Below are 15,912 nucleotides of genomic sequence, written 5' to 3'. Positions count from 1 at the left end.
CTTTGTAGGTTGGCATGCTGATCTCCCGGCTGGCTCGCGGTCGCATTCACGACTGATGCTGCGCAGCGTGTCCTTGGGTTTGTTGGAACGGACCTTATCCGGTTCGGCGGGTCCGCGGCAGGTCCTAGCGAGACTTAATCGCGATGAGATTGGGTTGAATCGTCATCGCGCTTTAGCCCTTTGTTTGAGCGTGATCTTTTCGGAAAACCGCTTCGCACTTTTCCGGATCATGCTTACGATTGCGACGTTGCGCCGCTCTGCTTCATCAACTCCTCGCCCATCATCCGATGCAGCAGGTTGATCGCCTTGAGCGGACGCACCATCACCTTGAAATGCGTGATCCGGCCGTCACCATCGAACGTGATGATGTCGACACCGTTGAGCTTGATGCCGTCGATCTCGTTCTCGAACTCGAGCACCGCGCCGGTGTCGTTGCGCCATTCGCCGAGATATTTGAAGGTCGGGCCGCCCAGCACCTTGGCGGCGCTGGTCAGATATTTGAAGGTGATGTCGCGGCCGCGCTGCGGCGTGTGCACGACGGGACTTTCGAACACCGCGTCGGGATGCAGCAGATCCCACAGAGCGGCGGTGTCGTGGGACTTCATGTAGGCGTACCACTTGTCGAGGCCCGGCTTGCTCATTCGGACGTCTCCTGCAGCGGGTTTAAGAAGCCTGAACATCGGCCGCGCGCGACAAGGCCGCACGCCGATCTCCATATGCATATTGACGCATATGCACAGTAACGCATAAAGTCAAGCGAACTTAGGAATGGCCGATTTGGGAACTGAGATGGAGGTGGGCGTTGGCACTCGGTGACGCAATCCTCGCCTGCCTCACGGAGCGTCCGATGACGGGCTATGAGCTCGCCAAGACGTTCGATGCCTCGATCGGCTTCTTCTGGAAGGCCGACCATCAGCAAATCTACCGCGAGCTCTCCCGGCTGCGCGACAAGGGGCATGTCCAGGGCCGCGAGGTGGTGCAATCCGGCAAGCCCAACAAGCTGGTCTATACGCTGACGGCCGAGGGCCGCGCCGCGCTGAAGCACTGGGCGGCGCGGCCGAGCGTTCCGCCCTCGATCAAGGACGATTTGCTGGTCCGGCTCTACGCACTCGAGTGTGTCGACATCGAACCGCTGCGCACCGACCTGATGGCGCGGCTGGAGCATCACCGCGATCGCTATGAGCGCTACGAGCGTCTGCTCAACAAGCGCTTTCCCGACGGCACCGCGCCGCCGGCCGATGTCGGCAAGATGCTCGGGCTTCGCATCGGGATGCGCCATGAGCGCGTCGTGGTGGAATGGTGCGAGGAAGCGCTCGACGCGATCTCGGCGATTTCGGGTCGCGGCAATGTGCTGTCGCTCGACGACGGCAAGCGCGAAGGCAACGGCTAGCAACAAACTCCCAACCTCCCCTTGAAAAGGGGAGGTCGCTTTGCTCGCAGAGCAAAGCGGGTGCGGATCATGTCTCTCCACTGGCAGCGGCGTCCGTGGCAGACCCCCATCCCGACCTTCCCCCTTTCAGGGGGAAGGCGAAAAGCGCCTCTTGCTTCGTCATCCGAGCAACAAGCAAAGCGATGTCCTGATCCGGCGCAACAGGTTCCCGGATTCCCTAACTTTAAGGCCCGCCGACCGCATTCCTTAACCCGTTATTTACCGTGACGGGAAAAAGTCAGCAGCTGAAGCAGACGACCAGCGCAGAATTCGATTGTCTCTTAACGGGAATGCGCGGGGAGGCTGCGGGCGCAGAGTATGGCGCCGGAGTCGGGACCGGACGGAATCATGAATTCGCGCGTATCGTGGAGTGTTGACGGCATCGATCCCTCCGTCCGCGACAGGGCCGAAGCGGCTGCGCGCCGCGCCGGCATGTCGCTGAACGACTGGCTCAATTCCACGGTCGGCGAACCGAGCCCGCCGGATTGGCGCATGGCGTCCGAGCAACGCCAGCCGATGCCGAGCCGGGAAAGCCGCGAGGTCGCGGATATCCACCAGCGGCTCGACGCCATCACCCGCCAGATCGAACAGATTGCAAAACCTTTGTCGCGCGCTGAAGCCGTGCGCGCCGAAGTGCCACGCGGCCAGCCCGCCGTCGCACGGCAATTGAACGAGGCGATTTCGCGCCTCGATGCGCGGCTGTCGCAGATTTCGCGGCCGCAGCCCGTGCGTGAGCCGCAGCCCCAGCCTCAGCCGATGCGTGAAGCGCAGATGCAGCGGGAGCCGCAGATGCAGGACCGGCAACTGGAGGAAAGGCTGCGCCAGGCGGAAGCCGTCGAGCGCGCTGCCGCGCAAGTCTACCGCCCCTCGCCGCCGCTGAGCCCGGCGTCGTTCGATTCCGCGATCGCGGAAATCGCCGCGCGCCAGAACGAACTCGACGGCCCCGCGCCCCGGCAGATGCCGCCGCGCAATGCACCGCCGATGCAGCAATCGGCGCCGCCGATGGCTGCCTATGCGCCGCCGCCCGCGGCACCTGTCGGGCCGGACTTCTCCTCGCTCGAGCGTCATCTGCTCAAGATCACGAGCCAGATCGAGGCGCTGCAGCGGCCCGACCATATCGAGCAATCGATCGCGGCCTTCCGCGGCGAGCTTGCCGAAATCCGCCAGGCCATCACCGAGGCGATGCCGCTGCGCGCGATCGAATCGATCGAGAACGAAATCCGCTCGCTGCATCACCGGATCGACGAGATTCGCCACGAGGGCAGCAACGGCCAGGGCCAGGCGATCGCCGGCATCGAACGCGCGCTGTCGGAAATCCGCGAGGCGCTGCGCACGCTGACGCCCGCCGAGCAGCTCACCGGCTACGACGAGGCGATCCGCAATCTCGGCGCCAAGCTCGACATGATCCTGCGCGCCAACGACGATCCGTCGACGGTGCATCAGCTCGAGAGCGCGATCGCAGCGCTGCGCGCCATCGTCTCCAATGTCGCCTCCAACGACGCGCTGCTGCAGCTGTCCGGCGACGTGCATGCGCTGTCGGTGAAAGTCGACCAGCTGTCGCAGATGTCGCGCGGCGATTCCTACGGCGACGCCTTCGCCGGGATCGAGCAGCGCATTGCCGCGCTGGCCTCGTCGCTGGAAAGCCGCGAACGGCCGGCCGGCCATGACAATACCGACGCCATCGAGGGCGCCCTGCGCTCGCTGTCGGAGCGGATCGACCGGCTACAGGTCGGCAACGACAGCTCGTCGGCATTCACCCATCTTGAACAGCGAGTCTCCTATCTGCTCGAGCGCCTGGAGTCCGCCGACCAGCGCTCCGGCAATCTCGGCCGGGTCGAGGAAGGGCTGCATGACATCATGCGGCACCTCGAGGCGCAGCACGCCCACATCGCCTCGCTCGCCGACGCCACTCGCAACAACGTCAACACCTCCTCGCCGCAGCCAATGATGGACAGCGGCATCGTCGACATGGTGAAGCGCGAACTGTCCGACATCCGCTTCAGCCAGTCGGAGACCGATCGCCGCACCCAGGATTCGCTGGAGACCGTTCACAACACGCTCGGCCACGTCGTCGATCGTCTCGCGATGATCGAGAACGATCTGCGCACGGAGCGCAGCGCGCCGCCGCCGGCTCCGCCCGCCCCCGCGCCGGCCGAACCGCGGATGGACGCACCGCGGATGGAGATGCCGCGCGCGGCGATGCCGCAGCCGATCGCGCAGCCCAGGCCCGAATCGTACCAGCCTGAATCGTACCGGCCCGAATTGCCCAATCCTGCGCAGGCGCAGGAGCACTTCATGTCCGCGCCGCGCGAATTCCATGCCGCGCAGCCGGTCGAGACCGCGCCGCCGCCGCTGCCGCCGCGCGCGATCAGCGAGATCCTCGAACCGCATGCGGCGTCCGCGCGCGCTGCGATCGCGCCGGAACTGCCGCCGGATCATCCGCTCGAGCCGGGTACGCGCCCCTCGGGCCGCGTGTCGTCACCGTCGGAGCGGATCGCGGACTCCGAGCGCGCGATCTCTGACCTTCCCGCCGGCAAGAAGGAGCCGGTCTCGACGTCGAGCTTCATCGCCGCCGCGCGCCGCGCCGCGCAGGCCGCAGCCGCGCAACCGGTCAACGAGAAGGCGGCGCGTGCAGCGAGCAAGGCCGCAGCCAAGGCCAAGGAGAAGGCCGACAAGGCCGCGAAGGCCGCCGCCGCCAAGGCCGGTGCGCCCGCGGCCTGCGCTTCGGCGACCGGCGCGCCGGAGGCGCAGCCTTCGACCATCACCTCCAAGATCCGTTCGCTGCTGGTCGGCGCGAGCGTGGTCGTGATCCTGCTCTCGACAGCCAAAATGGCGATGAACCTGCTCGACACCAGCTCTGCGCCGCAGGCGCCGGCGATCGAGCACAACGAACCTGCAGCGCCCTCTGCGCAGCCGCCGGTCGAGACACCAGCACCGGCGGCGCCGTCCAGTGCGCCCGGGCCGTCAGTGCCCGGACCGTCGATGACCTCGCCGACTCCGCTCGGCCGCCAGTCCAACAACAGCCCGGCGCCGAACACGCTCGACAGCGCGCAGGTGACGATCCCTCAGGCGTCCGCGCCCGCCATGGCGCCGGAGCCGGCCGCGGCGCCACCGGTCGCCCCCAGTAGCGATATCACCGGCACGATTCCGACCGCGCCGCCGCTCGGCGGCAAGCTCGGCACGATCCAGATTCCGGCGGGCGAAAAGCTGCCCGACGCGATCGGCGGTCCGGCGCTGCGCACCGCCGCAATCAAGGGCGATGCGGCCGCGGCCTATGAGGTCGGCGTCCGCTTTGCCGAGGGCAAGGGCGTGCCCGCCAATGTCGACGAGGCCGCCAAATGGTATGGCCGCGCGGCGCAGGCCGGCGTGGTGCCGGCGATGTTCCGGCTCGGCACCTTCTACGAGAAGGGCCTCAGCGTGAAACGCGACTTCGATGTGGCGCGGCGCTATTACATGCAGGCGGCCGAGCGCGGCAACGCCAAGGCGATGCATAATCTCGCAGTGCTCGACGCCGACGGCGGCGGCAAGGGCGCCGACTACAGGAGTGCCGCGCAGTGGTTCCGCAAGGCGGGCGATCGCGGCGTCGCCGACAGCCAGGTCAACCTCGGCATTCTCTATGCGCGCGGTATCGGCGTCGAACAGAACCTCGCCGAGTCCTTCAAGTGGTTCAGCCTCGCGGCCGCGCAGGGCGACGCCGACGCCGGCCACAAGCGCGACGATATCGCCAAGCGGCTCGACCCGCAGTCGCTGGCCGCGGCGAAGCTTGCGATCCAGACCTTTACCCCCGAGCCGCAGCCGAGCGATGCGGTCAACGTGCCGGTCCCGGCCGGCGGCTGGGACGGCGCCGCTACGCAGCCCGCGGCGGCGAAGTCGGTCAAGCCGGCGAAGCGGACCGCGGCACTGGCCGCCCCAGCTCACTAAGGCAACAATAAGTGCGGCGCCTTGACGGCGCCGCTGTCCTGTACCTCAGCCCTTCTGCCGTGTAGACAGGCGCGCAGTCCCGCGCCGATTGCGCACGTGCTCCGGAGGGTCAGGCTTGTCCGTCGACGATCGTCAGGATGATGGAACGGGCCACCGTTCGTCGCCGACCGGTCCCCGCGTCGCGCCGCCGCGCCAGACTCCATCCCCGTTTGCCGCGCGCGCTGAGGCTCGGCCTTCGCCTCCACCCCCGCCTCGGCAAGCGAACGTGGCATCGCCGACCCGCATTTTCCGGTTCTCGCTCCCGTCCATCATCATCTTCGTGCTGCTGCTCTCGAGCGTCGCCATTCAGGCCTACCGGGATCTATCGAGGCCCGGTGCCTGGGACTTCTGGCGCGAGACCTATATCGCCGCGAGCATGACGTCGGCGGTGATTTCCGATGTCGACCTCGACGGGTCGGGCCACGGAAGGCGGGCGCTCGCGATCAGCGGCAAGATCGGCTCGGCCAGCGCGAGCTGGTTCCGCGACCGGCTGAGCGAGGCGCGTCTCGCGCCAGGCGATGCGGTGCTGCTGTCGTCGCCGGGCGGCGCGCTGAACCAGGCCGCCATCATGGGCGAGGTGATCCGCACCCATGGGCTTGTCACGGCCGTCGCCACCGCCGACGCCGCGGGCAAGCTCCGCCCGGCGGCCTGCGCCAGCGCCTGCGTCCTGGTCTATGCCGGCGGCCTAACCCGCTATGGCGTCGCAGGCTCGCGGCTCGGCGTGCATCGCTTCACGACCAGCGCACCGGTCGGCGATCCCCTCGCCGAGGCGCAACGCATCCAGGGCATGGTGCTCGGCTACATGACGAAGATGGGCGTCTCCTCCGCGATCGTCGAGGCGATGTCACAGACCTCGGACATCCGCTGGCTGAGCCAAAAGGAAGCGCTGGCGCTGAACCTGATCACCAAGCCGGTCGACCAGCCCTGAGCCGACGCGGGCATCATTAATCTGAATTATCAACCACGTGCGCATCAGAGCGGCAGCCTGCGCCGAAAAATGCCGCCCGAGGCGGAATCTTTAGTCCCTCCTCCGGCCGATTTCGGTTATGCAAGAACGCGGCAATCGACCCGCGTTCGCCTGCATCTTGCGCGCCGACCGGATTCGTTCAGCCGGAGAATGCCCGACCAGAACGACATCACGCCGTGATGCGGCCTTGCGCCCCAGCGAGCGGCGAACCGACAAGAAGCGACGCGCGTGCAGCTCTACCTCCCGATCGCCGACATCCCGGTCAATGTCTTCCTCATCCTGGCGATGGGCGCGGCAGTTGGATTCGTCTCCGGCATGTTCGGGATCGGCGGCGGCTTCCTGATGACGCCGCTGCTGATCTTTGTCGGCATCGCGCCCGCGGTCGCGGTTGCTTCCGTTGCCAGCCACATCGCAGCTTCGTCGTTCTCCGGCGCGATCTCCTATTGGCGTCGGCGCGCGATCGACCCGCTGCTGGCGGCCGTGCTGCTGGTCGGAGGCACGCTCGGCACCGCGCTCGGGGTGTGGACCTTCACCTTCCTGCGCTCGCTCGGCCAGCTCGACCTGATGATCGCGCTGTCCTACGTCATCCTGCTGACGACGGTCGGCGGGCTGATGTTCTGGGAAGGCCTGCGCGCGATGTTGCGTGCCCGCGGCGGCCGCCCGGTGGCGCTGCGCAAGCCCGGCAGCCATGGCTGGATCCACGGCCTGCCGCTGAAGCTGCGCTTCAAGCGCTCCAAGATCTACCTCTCGGTCATCCCGGTGGTCGTGGTCGGGCTCGTGATCGGCTTCATCGGCGCCGTGATGGGCATCGGCGGCGGCTTCATCCTGGTGCCGCTGATGATCTATGTGCTGCGGGTGCCGACCTCGACCGTGATCGGCACCTCGATGGTGCTCACCCTCGTCACCATGGTGTTCGCCACCATGCTGCACGCGGTGACCAACCATCTGGTCGACGCCGTGCTGGCGCTGATCCTGATGATCGGCGGCGTCACCGGCGCGCAGTTTGGCGCCCGCGCCGGCCAGAAGATCCGCGGCGAGCATCTGCGCCTGCTGCTCGGCCTCCTGGTGCTCGCGGTCGGCATCCGCTTTGCCGTCGAGCTGGTGATCCGGCCGCAGGATCTCTACAGCATCCGCGAAACCGGCGGAGCCCCGCCATGAGGCTGCGCGCGCCGCTTGCGATCATCGGCCTCGTCGCCGCCACCTCGGCGGCGGCGCCCGCTTCTGCCGAGCGGTTGATCGTGTCGGTCTCCAACCACCGCGTCACGGTGACGCCGAACTATTCCGGCGGCGAGCTCGTGCTGTTCGGTTCTGTGGAGAAGGACGACAAGACGCCGTCCAATCGCAGCAACTACGATCTCGTCGTCACCGTGGCCGGCCCGCGCGCCGACATGGTGACGCGGCGCAAGGAGCGCAAATTCGGCATCTGGATCAACACCGACTCGCGGCACTTCCTGCAAGTCCCCGGCTATCTCGCGCTGTTCTCCAACCGCCCGTTCGACCAGATCGCCTCGCCGGAGGTGCAGCGGCGGCAGCAGCTCGGGCTCAACAATGTTACGCTGGTGCAGCGGGTCGGGCCCGACTTTGCCGATGTGGTGCCGAACGATCCGTTCCGCAGCGCCTTCGTCCGGCTGCGTTCCGAGCACGACCTGTACCGCGAGGCGACCTCGGCGGTGACGTTCCTGACGCCGACCCTATTCCGCACCGGCATTCCGCTGCCGGCCGAGGTGCCGATCGGCACCTACAATGTCGAGATCAAGCTGTTTTCCGACGGCGCGTTGGTGACCAAGACCGAGAGCGCGTTCGAGATCGTCAAGATCGGCTTCGAGCAGTTCGTCGCCACCACCGCGCGGCAGAACGGCCTGGTCTACGGCCTCGTCACCGCATTCATGGCGTTGATGACGGGCTGGATGGCCTCGATCGTGTTTCGCAAGGATTGAACCCCTATCGCCGCAACGCACTTTCGAACGCGTCGCTCAGGATCGAGAGGCCGAGATCGATCTCGTCATCGCTGATCGTCAGCGGCGGCGCGATACGGAACACGCTGCCCATGCCGGGCAACTGCACGATGTTGGTGCTCAGTCCGAGCTCCATGCAGCGCTGCGACACACGAGTCCCGAGCGCTTCGTCTGGCTCCTTGCTGAAGCGGTCGCGCACGATCTCGATGCCCTGCATCAGTCCCCTGCCGCGCACGTCGCCGATGCATTCGAACCGGTTCTGAAGGGCGAGGAGCCCATCCCTCAGCCGCGCCCCCGCGATCCCGGCGCGCGCAACCAATCGATCGCGCAGGATGATCTCGATGACCTTCAGCCCGACCGCGGCGGGCATCGGATCCGACACATGCGTCGTGTAGAACAGGAAGCCGCGTTCGTGACAGCGCTCCTCGATCTCGGCTGAGGTGATGACCGCAGCCAGAGGCAGGCCGGCGCCGAGTGTCTTCGAGAGGGTCAGGATGTCGGGCACGACGCCGTCGCGCTCGAGCGCGAACATGGCGCCGGTTCGGCCGAGCCCTGTCTGCGCCTCGTCGACGATCAGCAGCATGCCGCGCGCACGGCACAGCTCTTTCAGCGCGGCAAGGTAGCCCTCCGGCAGATCGATCAGTCCGCCGGAGCTGAGGATCGGCTCGGCGATCATGCAGGCGAGCGAGCCGGTCGATTGGCGGTCGATCAGATCGAAGGCGTAGGCCAGCTCGGCCCGCCAATCAGCGGCATGGCCGAAGCGCGGGCGAAAGGGATTCGGCGTCGGGATCGCGAGCGAGCCGACCGGCGCCGGACCATAGCCCTTGCGGCCGGCCGAATAGGTCGCCCCCGCCGCGCCCGACGTCATGCCATGCCATGACTGCGCGAACGCGACGGTCTCGAAGCCGCCGGTAAAGAGCTTGGCCATCTTGATGGCCGCCTCGTTCGACTCAGCCCCCGTGCTCAGCAGCATGACGCGATCAAGCCCCGGCGGCAGCAGCTCGGCGAGCTGTTCGGCGAGCGCGACCACCGGGCGCGTCAGCATGCCGCTGAACAGATGGTCGAGCCGCTCGGCATGCTCGCTGATGGTCCGGACGATCTCCGGGTGGCCATGACCGAGCACGGCGCTCATCTGCCCGGAGGTGAAATCCAGGATGGCACGGCCGTCGGCGTCGTAGACGAAGGACCCGGAGGCGCGCTCGATGATGACGGGCGCGAACGTCCCGCCATAGCGAATGAGGTGACGCCGCGCACGATCCCAAAAGGATTTGTCGTCATTTCCGGTCATGCCGATTCCTTAGCCGTGACACCGCTGTTGAAGACCCTCGCAGAGCATCCTATGCGCGCCCGGCAGCAATGACATTGCGATTTGGGATGCATTTTGCACGTTCTTCTGCAATCAATTGCGTCAAATGTCGAAAATGCGAAAGAAGTGTGAACCATGACCGTTCTTGACGAGATGGACCGCAAGATCCTCGACGTGCTGCAAGGCGACGGGCGCATCACCAATCTCGAGCTTGCCGAACGGATCGGCCTCTCGTCCGCTCCCTGCATGAGACGCGTCCGGACCCTCGAGGAGACCGGCGTCATCAAGTCCTACGTGGCGTTGGTGGACGCTGCGCGCGTCGGACTCGGATTCGACGTGATCGTCGAGGTCCGCCTCAAGCAACAGACCAGGGAATCCTTCGCGCGCTTCGAGAAGAAGGTGACCGGCCTTCCGGAGGTCGTCGAATGCTGCATGATTGCCGGCGATTGGGACTATTCCCTGCGGGTCGTGTCGTCCGACCTCGCACGCTATCAATCCTTCATCCTCGACCGCCTCATGCATCCGGACAGCGATATCGCGAGCTATCGCACCACCATCATCCTGCGAAAGATCAAATCGACCACCAAGATCGATAGCTCGCTGTTCTGATCGACGGCGCAATAACACCTGCTGACCTAGATCAGCAGCCCTATCCCCATCGCGATCACGCTGAGCGCCATCGCAGCCGTGGAGAGCCAGCCGAGCCAGTAGAGCCACCCGCCGATGACGAAGCGTCCCATCACCTCCTTGTGGCGGGCCATGAACATCAGCAGCACCATCACGGGGACGGCGAGCACGCCATTGACGACCGCGCTCCAGTACAATGCCGAGATCGGATCAATCGGGGTGAAGTTGAGCACAACGCCGATGCCGCCCGACAGCGCCAGCACCGAATAGAACGCGATCGCCTCCCTCGGCTTGCGCGTCAACCCGACCGGCCATCGCCGCCCTTCGCTGACGGCGTAGGCCGTAGCGCCCGCAAGCACCGGGATCGCCAGCAGTCCGGTGCCGACGATGCCGAGCGCGAAGATCACCTCGGCAAAGGGTCCTGCGATCGGGCGCAACGCCTCGGCCGCCTGGGCCGAGGTCTGGATATCGGTCTTGCCGGCGGCGTGCAGGGTCGCCGCGGCGGTGATGATGATCGACAGCGCGATCACGTTTGAAAACGCCATGCCGGTGATGGTGTCGGCACGGATGCGCCAAAACTCACGCCGCACGCCGTAGTGCCGCTTGATCAGCGGATGCTTATCAGGATCGATCCGCTGCTCCTCAGCCTCCTGCGAAGCCTGCCAGAAGAACAGGTAGGGCGAGATCGTGGTGCCGAGGATCGCGACGATGGTCGTGAAATAGTCCGCACTCCAGTTGATGCGCGGCAGCAGCGCTCCGGCAAGCGCCTCTGTCCACGACACCTTGGCAAAGGCGAGCGCCGCGACGTAGGCGAACAAGCTGAGCGTCAGCCATTTCAGGACCGCGACATAGCGCCGGTAGTTCATGAAGATCTGCGCTGCCACCGATGTCACGCCGAACAGCACGACATAGAGGATGGCTGGACCGCCGATCAGGAGCCTGGCCGCGTCCGCCATCGCCGAAAGATCAGCGGCGATATTGACGGTGTTGGCGATGAACAGCAGCGCCACCACAATGACCAGCAGCCAGCCCGGATAATGGCGGCAAACATTGCCCGCTATGCCGTGCCCGCTGACGCGGCCGACCCGCGCCGAAATCTCCTGGATCGCGGTCATCAGCGGGAACGTCAGCAGCATGGTCCAGCCGATGCCGTAGCCGAGCTGCGCGCCGGCCTGGCTGTAGGTGCCGATCCCCGATGGATCGTCGTCGGCGGCTCCGGTGATCAGGCCGGGGCCGAGCGTCTTCACGATATTGCGGATGCTGAATGGCTGGCGCTTTGCCGCCTCGTCGACGGGCCGGCCATTCTGCTTTTGAGAGGTCATCCTGTGCTGCGTCATGTCCGGTTCCGGCCGTCGCGACAACGAGCCGGATACCGTCAATGTTCCAATGATGAAACCTGGGGCCCTATGGCCATCGCTTGCGCCGGTCACGCCAATTTGGGCGCCGCGCCGGCCGCGGGGCGGGTCACCAGGTAGATGCCGAGCGCGACCGGAACGATGCCGAGCAGGTCGCGGAATTCGACATGCTCGCCGAGCACGAGATAAGCGAACAGCATGCCGAGCGGCGGCATCAGGAAGTGATAGGCGCTTGCGGCGGTCGCGCCACACACCTTCAGGAGATGAAACCAGAGCAGATAGGCAAGGATCGAACCGCCGAGCACGAGGAAGGCGAAGGCGCCGGCGAGCCGCATGCTCGGCACGATGTCGCTGACGCTGGAGAGCGTGAAGGCAAACGGCATCACTGCAAGGCCACCGGCGATGTTCTGGATGCCATTGCCGATCCACAGGCTGCCCTTCGGCGCCAGCAGCTTGAACAGGATGGTGCCGGCGACGATCGAGGCGAGCGAGGCCAGCGTGAACAGGATGCCGTGCGGACTGTCGCTGCCGACCTTGATGCGATGCCAGACGATGAAGGCGACGCCGACGATGCCGAGCACGAGCCCGATCACCTTACGCAAGGTCATGCTCTCGCCGAGGAACATTGCCGCCAGCATGGCGGTGAACACCGGATTGGCCGAGACGATCAGCGCGCCGAGACCAGCGGAGACCGTCTTGAGGCCCGTGTAGCCAAGCCCGAGATAGAGCGCGTTGTTGGCGACGCCGATCACGGCGAACACGGCCGCGTCACGCCAGGTGAGGTCCCACTTGTCGCTGCGCAGCCAGGAGATGCCGAGGATCAAGACTCCGGCGAGCGAAAATCGTGCCGCGAGCAGGATCAGCGGCGGGCAATCGGTGACGCCGATCTTGCCGGCCACGAAGGCGTAGCTCCAGAGCAGGCAGAACAGGGCGATCAGCAGCGGCAGGGTGTTGAAGCGCGCGCGGGGGGCGGCAATTGAGGATGCGGCGGACATGGAATTTCTCCTTCGCCCATGATCTAGGCCCGCGCCTAGATATTTGGAAATTAAATGATAAACTGACATGCAGTGGATTTATAAATGGAGGCTGCGATGCTCGACCTGGAGCTTCTGCGCAGTTTCGTCTCGGTGGTCGATGCCGGCGGCTTCACCCGCGCCGGAGAGCGCGTCCACCGCACGCAATCGACGGTGAGCCAGCAGATCAAGCGTCTGGAGGAGGATGTCGGCCAGCCGCTGTTGATCCGCAGCGGCAAGGACGTCACCCCGACGGAGGCCGGCGACCAACTGCTGACCTATGCGCGGCGGCTATTGGCACTCGCCGAGGAGGCGCGTGACGTGGTGTCGCGTCCCGGCAGCGAAGGCGCGATCCGGATCGGCATCACCGAGGATTTTGCCGCCTACCGGCTGACGCGATTGCTCGCGACCTTCTCGCGCAGCCATCCGAATTTGCGGCTCGATGTGCGCTCCGGCCAGAGCCTTTACCTGTACCGCGATCTCGAGCGCGGCGATCTCGATCTCGCGCTGATCAAGCGTGCTGCCAGCGAGAAAGGCGGCATCGCGGTGTGGCCGGAACGCGTGCATTGGGTGACCAGCAAGAGCCACCCGCGCGACACGAGGACCGGCTCGGTGCCGCTGATCGGTTTCGGCTCGGGCTGCCTCTATCGCGCCCACGCCATCCATGCGCTGGAGAGCGCCGGCCGCAACTGGCACATGGCCTACACGTCCTCCAGCCTCGCCGGCATCCAGGCTGCGGTCGCCGCGGGCCTCGGGTTGAGCATCCTGTCGGAGATGTCGATCCAGGCCGAGCATCGCGTGCTGACGGCGAAGGACGGCTTTGCCCCGATCGAGCGGACCGAGGTCGCCCTCGTCGCCGCCCCCGAAGCCCGCCCCGCGACATTGCGGCTGGCGGATCGGCTCGCGGAGTATTGTGAGAGCGTGCAGGCCAAGGCGGCGTGAGGCCGCGGCAACGCTCTTGATCCCGTCATCCTGAGGTGCGAGCACTTGCGAGCCTCGAAGGATGCACGGCCCGGCTGGTGGCCGATTCATCCTTCGAGGCTCGCCGAAGAGGCTCGCACCTTCAGGATGACGGGGATGGATTGGTGACGTTTCCGTAGTCAATAACACCGCGACGCCGCGAACGCGTGGACGCGATTGTCGCCGAGCACATGGGCCATGAAGGCCGGCGACCCGAATATCTTGGCAAACGCCCGATCGCGGATGGTCAAGCCGCCGGTGTAGGCACCGAACGCCGGCATCACCGCGCGCTCGCCGTCACTGGCGAAACAGCGCCGTTCGATCGAGCGGCCGCGGGTCGGTACCCGCGCCTTGGGGTGGAGGTGCCCGGCGATCTCGCCGGCCGCACCCGTCGGCTCATGGCGGAACACGATCGGGCCGATCGCAACTTCAGTGGCGACCACGCCGCCGAGACTGGACGGCAGCGCCGGATCGTGGTTGCCGGCGATCCAGATCCAGTTGCGCCGCACTTGCAAGGCCGCGAGCGCCTCGCGATCCGGATCCGACAGCCGCGCATGCGCATCGCGATCGTGAAAGCTGTCGCCGAGCGCGATCACCTGGCGCGGATCATGCCGCGCGATGACGGCGGCGAGCCGGCTCAGCGTCGCCACCGTGTCGTAGGGCGGCAGCAGCACGCCGCGGGCAGCGAAGCTCGAGCCCTTTTCCAGGTGCAGGTCGGAGACCACGAGCAGGCGCTGCTCTTCCCAGAACAGCGCGCCGGAGAAATCCGCCACGAAGCCGACATCCGCCACCGTGACCCTCGAAACGCGCATCTCGTCACCGTCTCGCAAAGCTAGCGCGCTTGCCGTCACGTCCTGTTCCCCAGAATGCCAGCGTTAGGTCATCGCCTCCCGCACGAGTTCCTCGGCCGCCTCGGCCAGAAGCTCGTCGGATGCTTCGCCATAAACTGACTCGCGGCCGATTTCCAGCAGCGCGGGGACGGCAAGCGGGGAAACGTGGTCGAGATCCTTGTGGGTGATTCGGCCGTGGATGCGCGAAAGCATGTCGCTGAGACGGCGGAGATCGAGCAATCCCGTGGCGGCGTCGCCGCGCGCCGCGCGCAGCAGCACGTGATCGGCCTGGTGCTTGCGCAGCACGTCATAGATCAAATCGGTCGAGAACAGCACCTGGCGGCGCGACTTCTCCTCGTCGGTGAAACGGCGCGCGATCAGCCCGGAGATGATGGCGCAGTTGCGGAAGGTCCGCTTCATCAGCGCGGATTCCGCAAGCCATGCCTCGAGATCGTCGCCGAGCATGTCGGGATCGAACAGCGCGTTGAGATCGAGCTTGCCGTGCCGGATCATGAAGGAGAGATCGCCGACGCCCCAGACCGCGAGCGCGTATTCATTGGCGACGAAGCCGAGCGGACGAGCGCGGGCGCGCTCCAACCGGCGCGTCAGCAGCATGCCGAGCGTCTGGTGTGCGAGCCGGCCCTCGAAGGGATAGCAGACCAGATAATGGCTGCCGCCGCGCGGAAAGGTCTCGACCAGAAGCTCGCGCACGGCAGGTACGCGGGAGAATTTTCGCTGCAGCGACAGCCAGTCGCGGACCTGGTCCGGCAGCGCCTTCCAGGCTCGGCTGTTGTCGAGCAATTTGCGGACGCGTTCGGCGAGGTAGGTCGACAGCGGGAACTTGCCACCCATATAGGACGGCACCTTGGCATCCCTATCGTTGGCGCGCGAGACATAGACCTGGTCTTCGACCAAGGCCTCGTAGCGCACCACCTCGCCGCCAAAGACAAACGTGTCGGCGGGCACTAGGCCCTCGATAAAGACCTCCTCGATCTCGCCGAGCATCCGGCCACCGCGAGCGATCGCGCCGGTCGAACCGCTACCGCCGGCACGCGAGCGCACCAGCCGCACCTTCAGCATGGTCTCCTCGACGATGGTGCCGACGTTGAGGCGATAGCTCTGCCGCACCTTGGGATTGGTGACGCGCCAGCGGCCTTGCTTGTCCTGCTTGATGCGCGCGAAACGTTCGTAGGTCTTCAGCGCATAGCCGCCGGTCGCAACGAAATCGACCACATCGTCGAAATTCGTCCGCGCCAGCGCTGCATAGGGCGCTGCGGTCCTGACCTCATCGTAGAGCTCATCGGACAAAAACGGCTTGCCGCAGGCGCAGCCGAGCACGTGCTGGGCCAGCACGTCGAGCGCGCCGGTGCGCAGCGGCGGGGTGTCCTGCGCGTTCTCCGCGATGGCATCGATCGCGACGGCGCATTCCAGCACTTCGAACCGGTTGGCCGGCACCAGCACCGCGCGCGAGGCCTCGTCGAAGCGATGGTTGGCGCGGCCGATCCGCTGC

General features: G+C 66.2%; 12 protein-coding genes and 1 pseudogene. 7 read left to right on the top strand and 6 right to left on the bottom strand.

Annotation, left to right across the window (positions count from 1 at the left end; genetic code table 11):
* Window positions 1-233: 233 nt before the first annotated feature.
* Entirely contained in the window at window positions 234-641 is a 408-nt protein-coding gene (locus FNJ47_RS36350) for a nuclear transport factor 2 family protein (RefSeq protein ID WP_028334612.1), read from the bottom strand.
* Window positions 642-802: 161 nt separating this feature from the next.
* Here FNJ47_RS36350 and FNJ47_RS36345 point away from each other — a divergent pair, with 161 nt between their 5' ends.
* The 5 genes from FNJ47_RS36345 to FNJ47_RS36325 all read left to right on the top strand — a co-directional run bounded on the left by FNJ47_RS36345 (window position 803) and on the right by FNJ47_RS36325 (window position 8,293).
* On the top strand, window positions 803-1,390 hold the full coding sequence (locus tag FNJ47_RS36345; RefSeq protein WP_163160706.1) for a PadR family transcriptional regulator: 588 nt from the start codon (window positions 803-805) through the stop codon (window positions 1,388-1,390).
* Between the two features lie 387 nt (window positions 1,391-1,777).
* A complete protein-coding gene (locus FNJ47_RS36340; RefSeq protein WP_163160705.1) occupies window positions 1,778-5,350 on the top strand; it encodes a tetratricopeptide repeat protein in 3,573 nt (1,190 codons plus the stop codon).
* 115 nt (window positions 5,351-5,465) lie between these two features.
* Window positions 5,466-6,317: a COG3904 family protein gene (locus FNJ47_RS36335; RefSeq protein ID WP_163160704.1), complete on the top strand. Its 852-nt coding sequence runs from the start codon at window positions 5,466-5,468 to the stop codon at window positions 6,315-6,317.
* Between the two features lie 267 nt (window positions 6,318-6,584).
* Entirely contained in the window at window positions 6,585-7,514 is a 930-nt protein-coding gene (locus tag FNJ47_RS36330) for a TSUP family transporter (protein ID WP_163160703.1), read from the top strand.
* Entirely contained in the window at window positions 7,511-8,293 is a 783-nt protein-coding gene (locus tag FNJ47_RS36325; protein WP_163160702.1) for a TIGR02186 family protein, read from the top strand. Before FNJ47_RS36330 ends, FNJ47_RS36325 begins: the two co-directional genes overlap by 4 nt.
* A gap of 4 nt (window positions 8,294-8,297) precedes the next feature.
* Here the strand turns inward: FNJ47_RS36325 and FNJ47_RS36320 are convergent, their stop codons facing one another.
* Window positions 8,298-9,599 (bottom strand): aspartate aminotransferase family protein, encoded by a 1,302-nt coding sequence (locus tag FNJ47_RS36320; RefSeq protein WP_163160701.1) that lies wholly within the window; start codon window positions 9,597-9,599, stop codon window positions 8,298-8,300.
* Window positions 9,600-9,752: 153 nt separating this feature from the next.
* On the opposite strand from FNJ47_RS36320, the gene FNJ47_RS36315 reads away from it, so the two are divergent.
* The gene (locus FNJ47_RS36315) at window positions 9,753-10,226 is read left to right on the top strand and encodes an Lrp/AsnC family transcriptional regulator (protein WP_163160700.1); all 474 of its coding nucleotides are present in this window, start codon (window positions 9,753-9,755) and stop codon (window positions 10,224-10,226) included.
* Between the two features lie 26 nt (window positions 10,227-10,252).
* On the opposite strand, the gene FNJ47_RS36310 is transcribed toward FNJ47_RS36315, so the two are convergent.
* Together FNJ47_RS36310 and FNJ47_RS36305 are read right to left on the bottom strand one after the other, a co-directional pair.
* Window positions 10,253-11,581, bottom strand: coding sequence for an NRAMP family divalent metal transporter (locus FNJ47_RS36310; RefSeq protein ID WP_163160699.1), 1,329 nt, complete (start codon window positions 11,579-11,581; stop codon window positions 10,253-10,255).
* Window positions 11,582-11,670: 89 nt separating this feature from the next.
* Complete coding sequence (locus FNJ47_RS36305) at window positions 11,671-12,594, bottom strand: DMT family transporter (RefSeq protein ID WP_163160698.1); 924 nt, start codon at window positions 12,592-12,594, stop codon at window positions 11,671-11,673.
* Window positions 12,595-12,690: 96 nt separating this feature from the next.
* Between FNJ47_RS36305 and FNJ47_RS36300 the strand changes: the two genes are divergently transcribed.
* The gene (locus tag FNJ47_RS36300; protein WP_163160697.1) at window positions 12,691-13,554 is read left to right on the top strand and encodes a LysR family transcriptional regulator; all 864 of its coding nucleotides are present in this window, start codon (window positions 12,691-12,693) and stop codon (window positions 13,552-13,554) included.
* Between the two features lie 158 nt (window positions 13,555-13,712).
* Here the strand turns inward: FNJ47_RS36300 and pdeM are convergent, their stop codons facing one another.
* Window positions 13,713-14,384, bottom strand: a complete 672-nt coding sequence (gene pdeM, locus FNJ47_RS36295; RefSeq protein WP_163160696.1) for a ligase-associated DNA damage response endonuclease PdeM — start codon at window positions 14,382-14,384, stop codon at window positions 13,713-13,715.
* 63 nt (window positions 14,385-14,447) lie between these two features.
* Window positions 14,448-15,912: pseudogene (locus tag FNJ47_RS36290) on the bottom strand (DNA ligase-associated DEXH box helicase); the annotation flags it as partial.

The organism is Bradyrhizobium uaiense, from assembly GCF_010811875.1.
Classification (GTDB): Bacteria; Pseudomonadota; Alphaproteobacteria; order Rhizobiales; family Xanthobacteraceae; genus Bradyrhizobium; species Bradyrhizobium uaiense.
The sequence above is the reverse complement of the archived record's forward strand: the minus strand, read 5'-3'. Positions and strand labels throughout refer to the sequence as shown.

Coding starts and splice junctions, on each gene's coding strand:
- FNJ47_RS36350 (WP_028334612.1), bottom strand. CDS start 641: ATGAGCAAGCCGGGCCTCGACAAGTGGTACGCCTACATGAAGTCCCAC.
- FNJ47_RS36340 (WP_163160705.1), top strand. CDS start 1,778: ATGAATTCGCGCGTATCGTGGAGTGTTGACGGCATCGATCCCTCCGTC.
- FNJ47_RS36325 (WP_163160702.1), top strand. CDS start 7,511: ATGAGGCTGCGCGCGCCGCTTGCGATCATCGGCCTCGTCGCCGCCACC.
- FNJ47_RS36320 (WP_163160701.1), bottom strand. CDS start 9,599: ATGACCGGAAATGACGACAAATCCTTTTGGGATCGTGCGCGGCGTCAC.
- FNJ47_RS36315 (WP_163160700.1), top strand. CDS start 9,753: ATGACCGTTCTTGACGAGATGGACCGCAAGATCCTCGACGTGCTGCAA.
- FNJ47_RS36310 (WP_163160699.1), bottom strand. CDS start 11,581: ATGACGCAGCACAGGATGACCTCTCAAAAGCAGAATGGCCGGCCCGTC.
- FNJ47_RS36305 (WP_163160698.1), bottom strand. CDS start 12,594: ATGTCCGCCGCATCCTCAATTGCCGCCCCCCGCGCGCGCTTCAACACC.
- FNJ47_RS36300 (WP_163160697.1), top strand. CDS start 12,691: ATGCTCGACCTGGAGCTTCTGCGCAGTTTCGTCTCGGTGGTCGATGCC.
- pdeM (WP_163160696.1), bottom strand. CDS start 14,384: ATGCGCGTTTCGAGGGTCACGGTGGCGGATGTCGGCTTCGTGGCGGAT.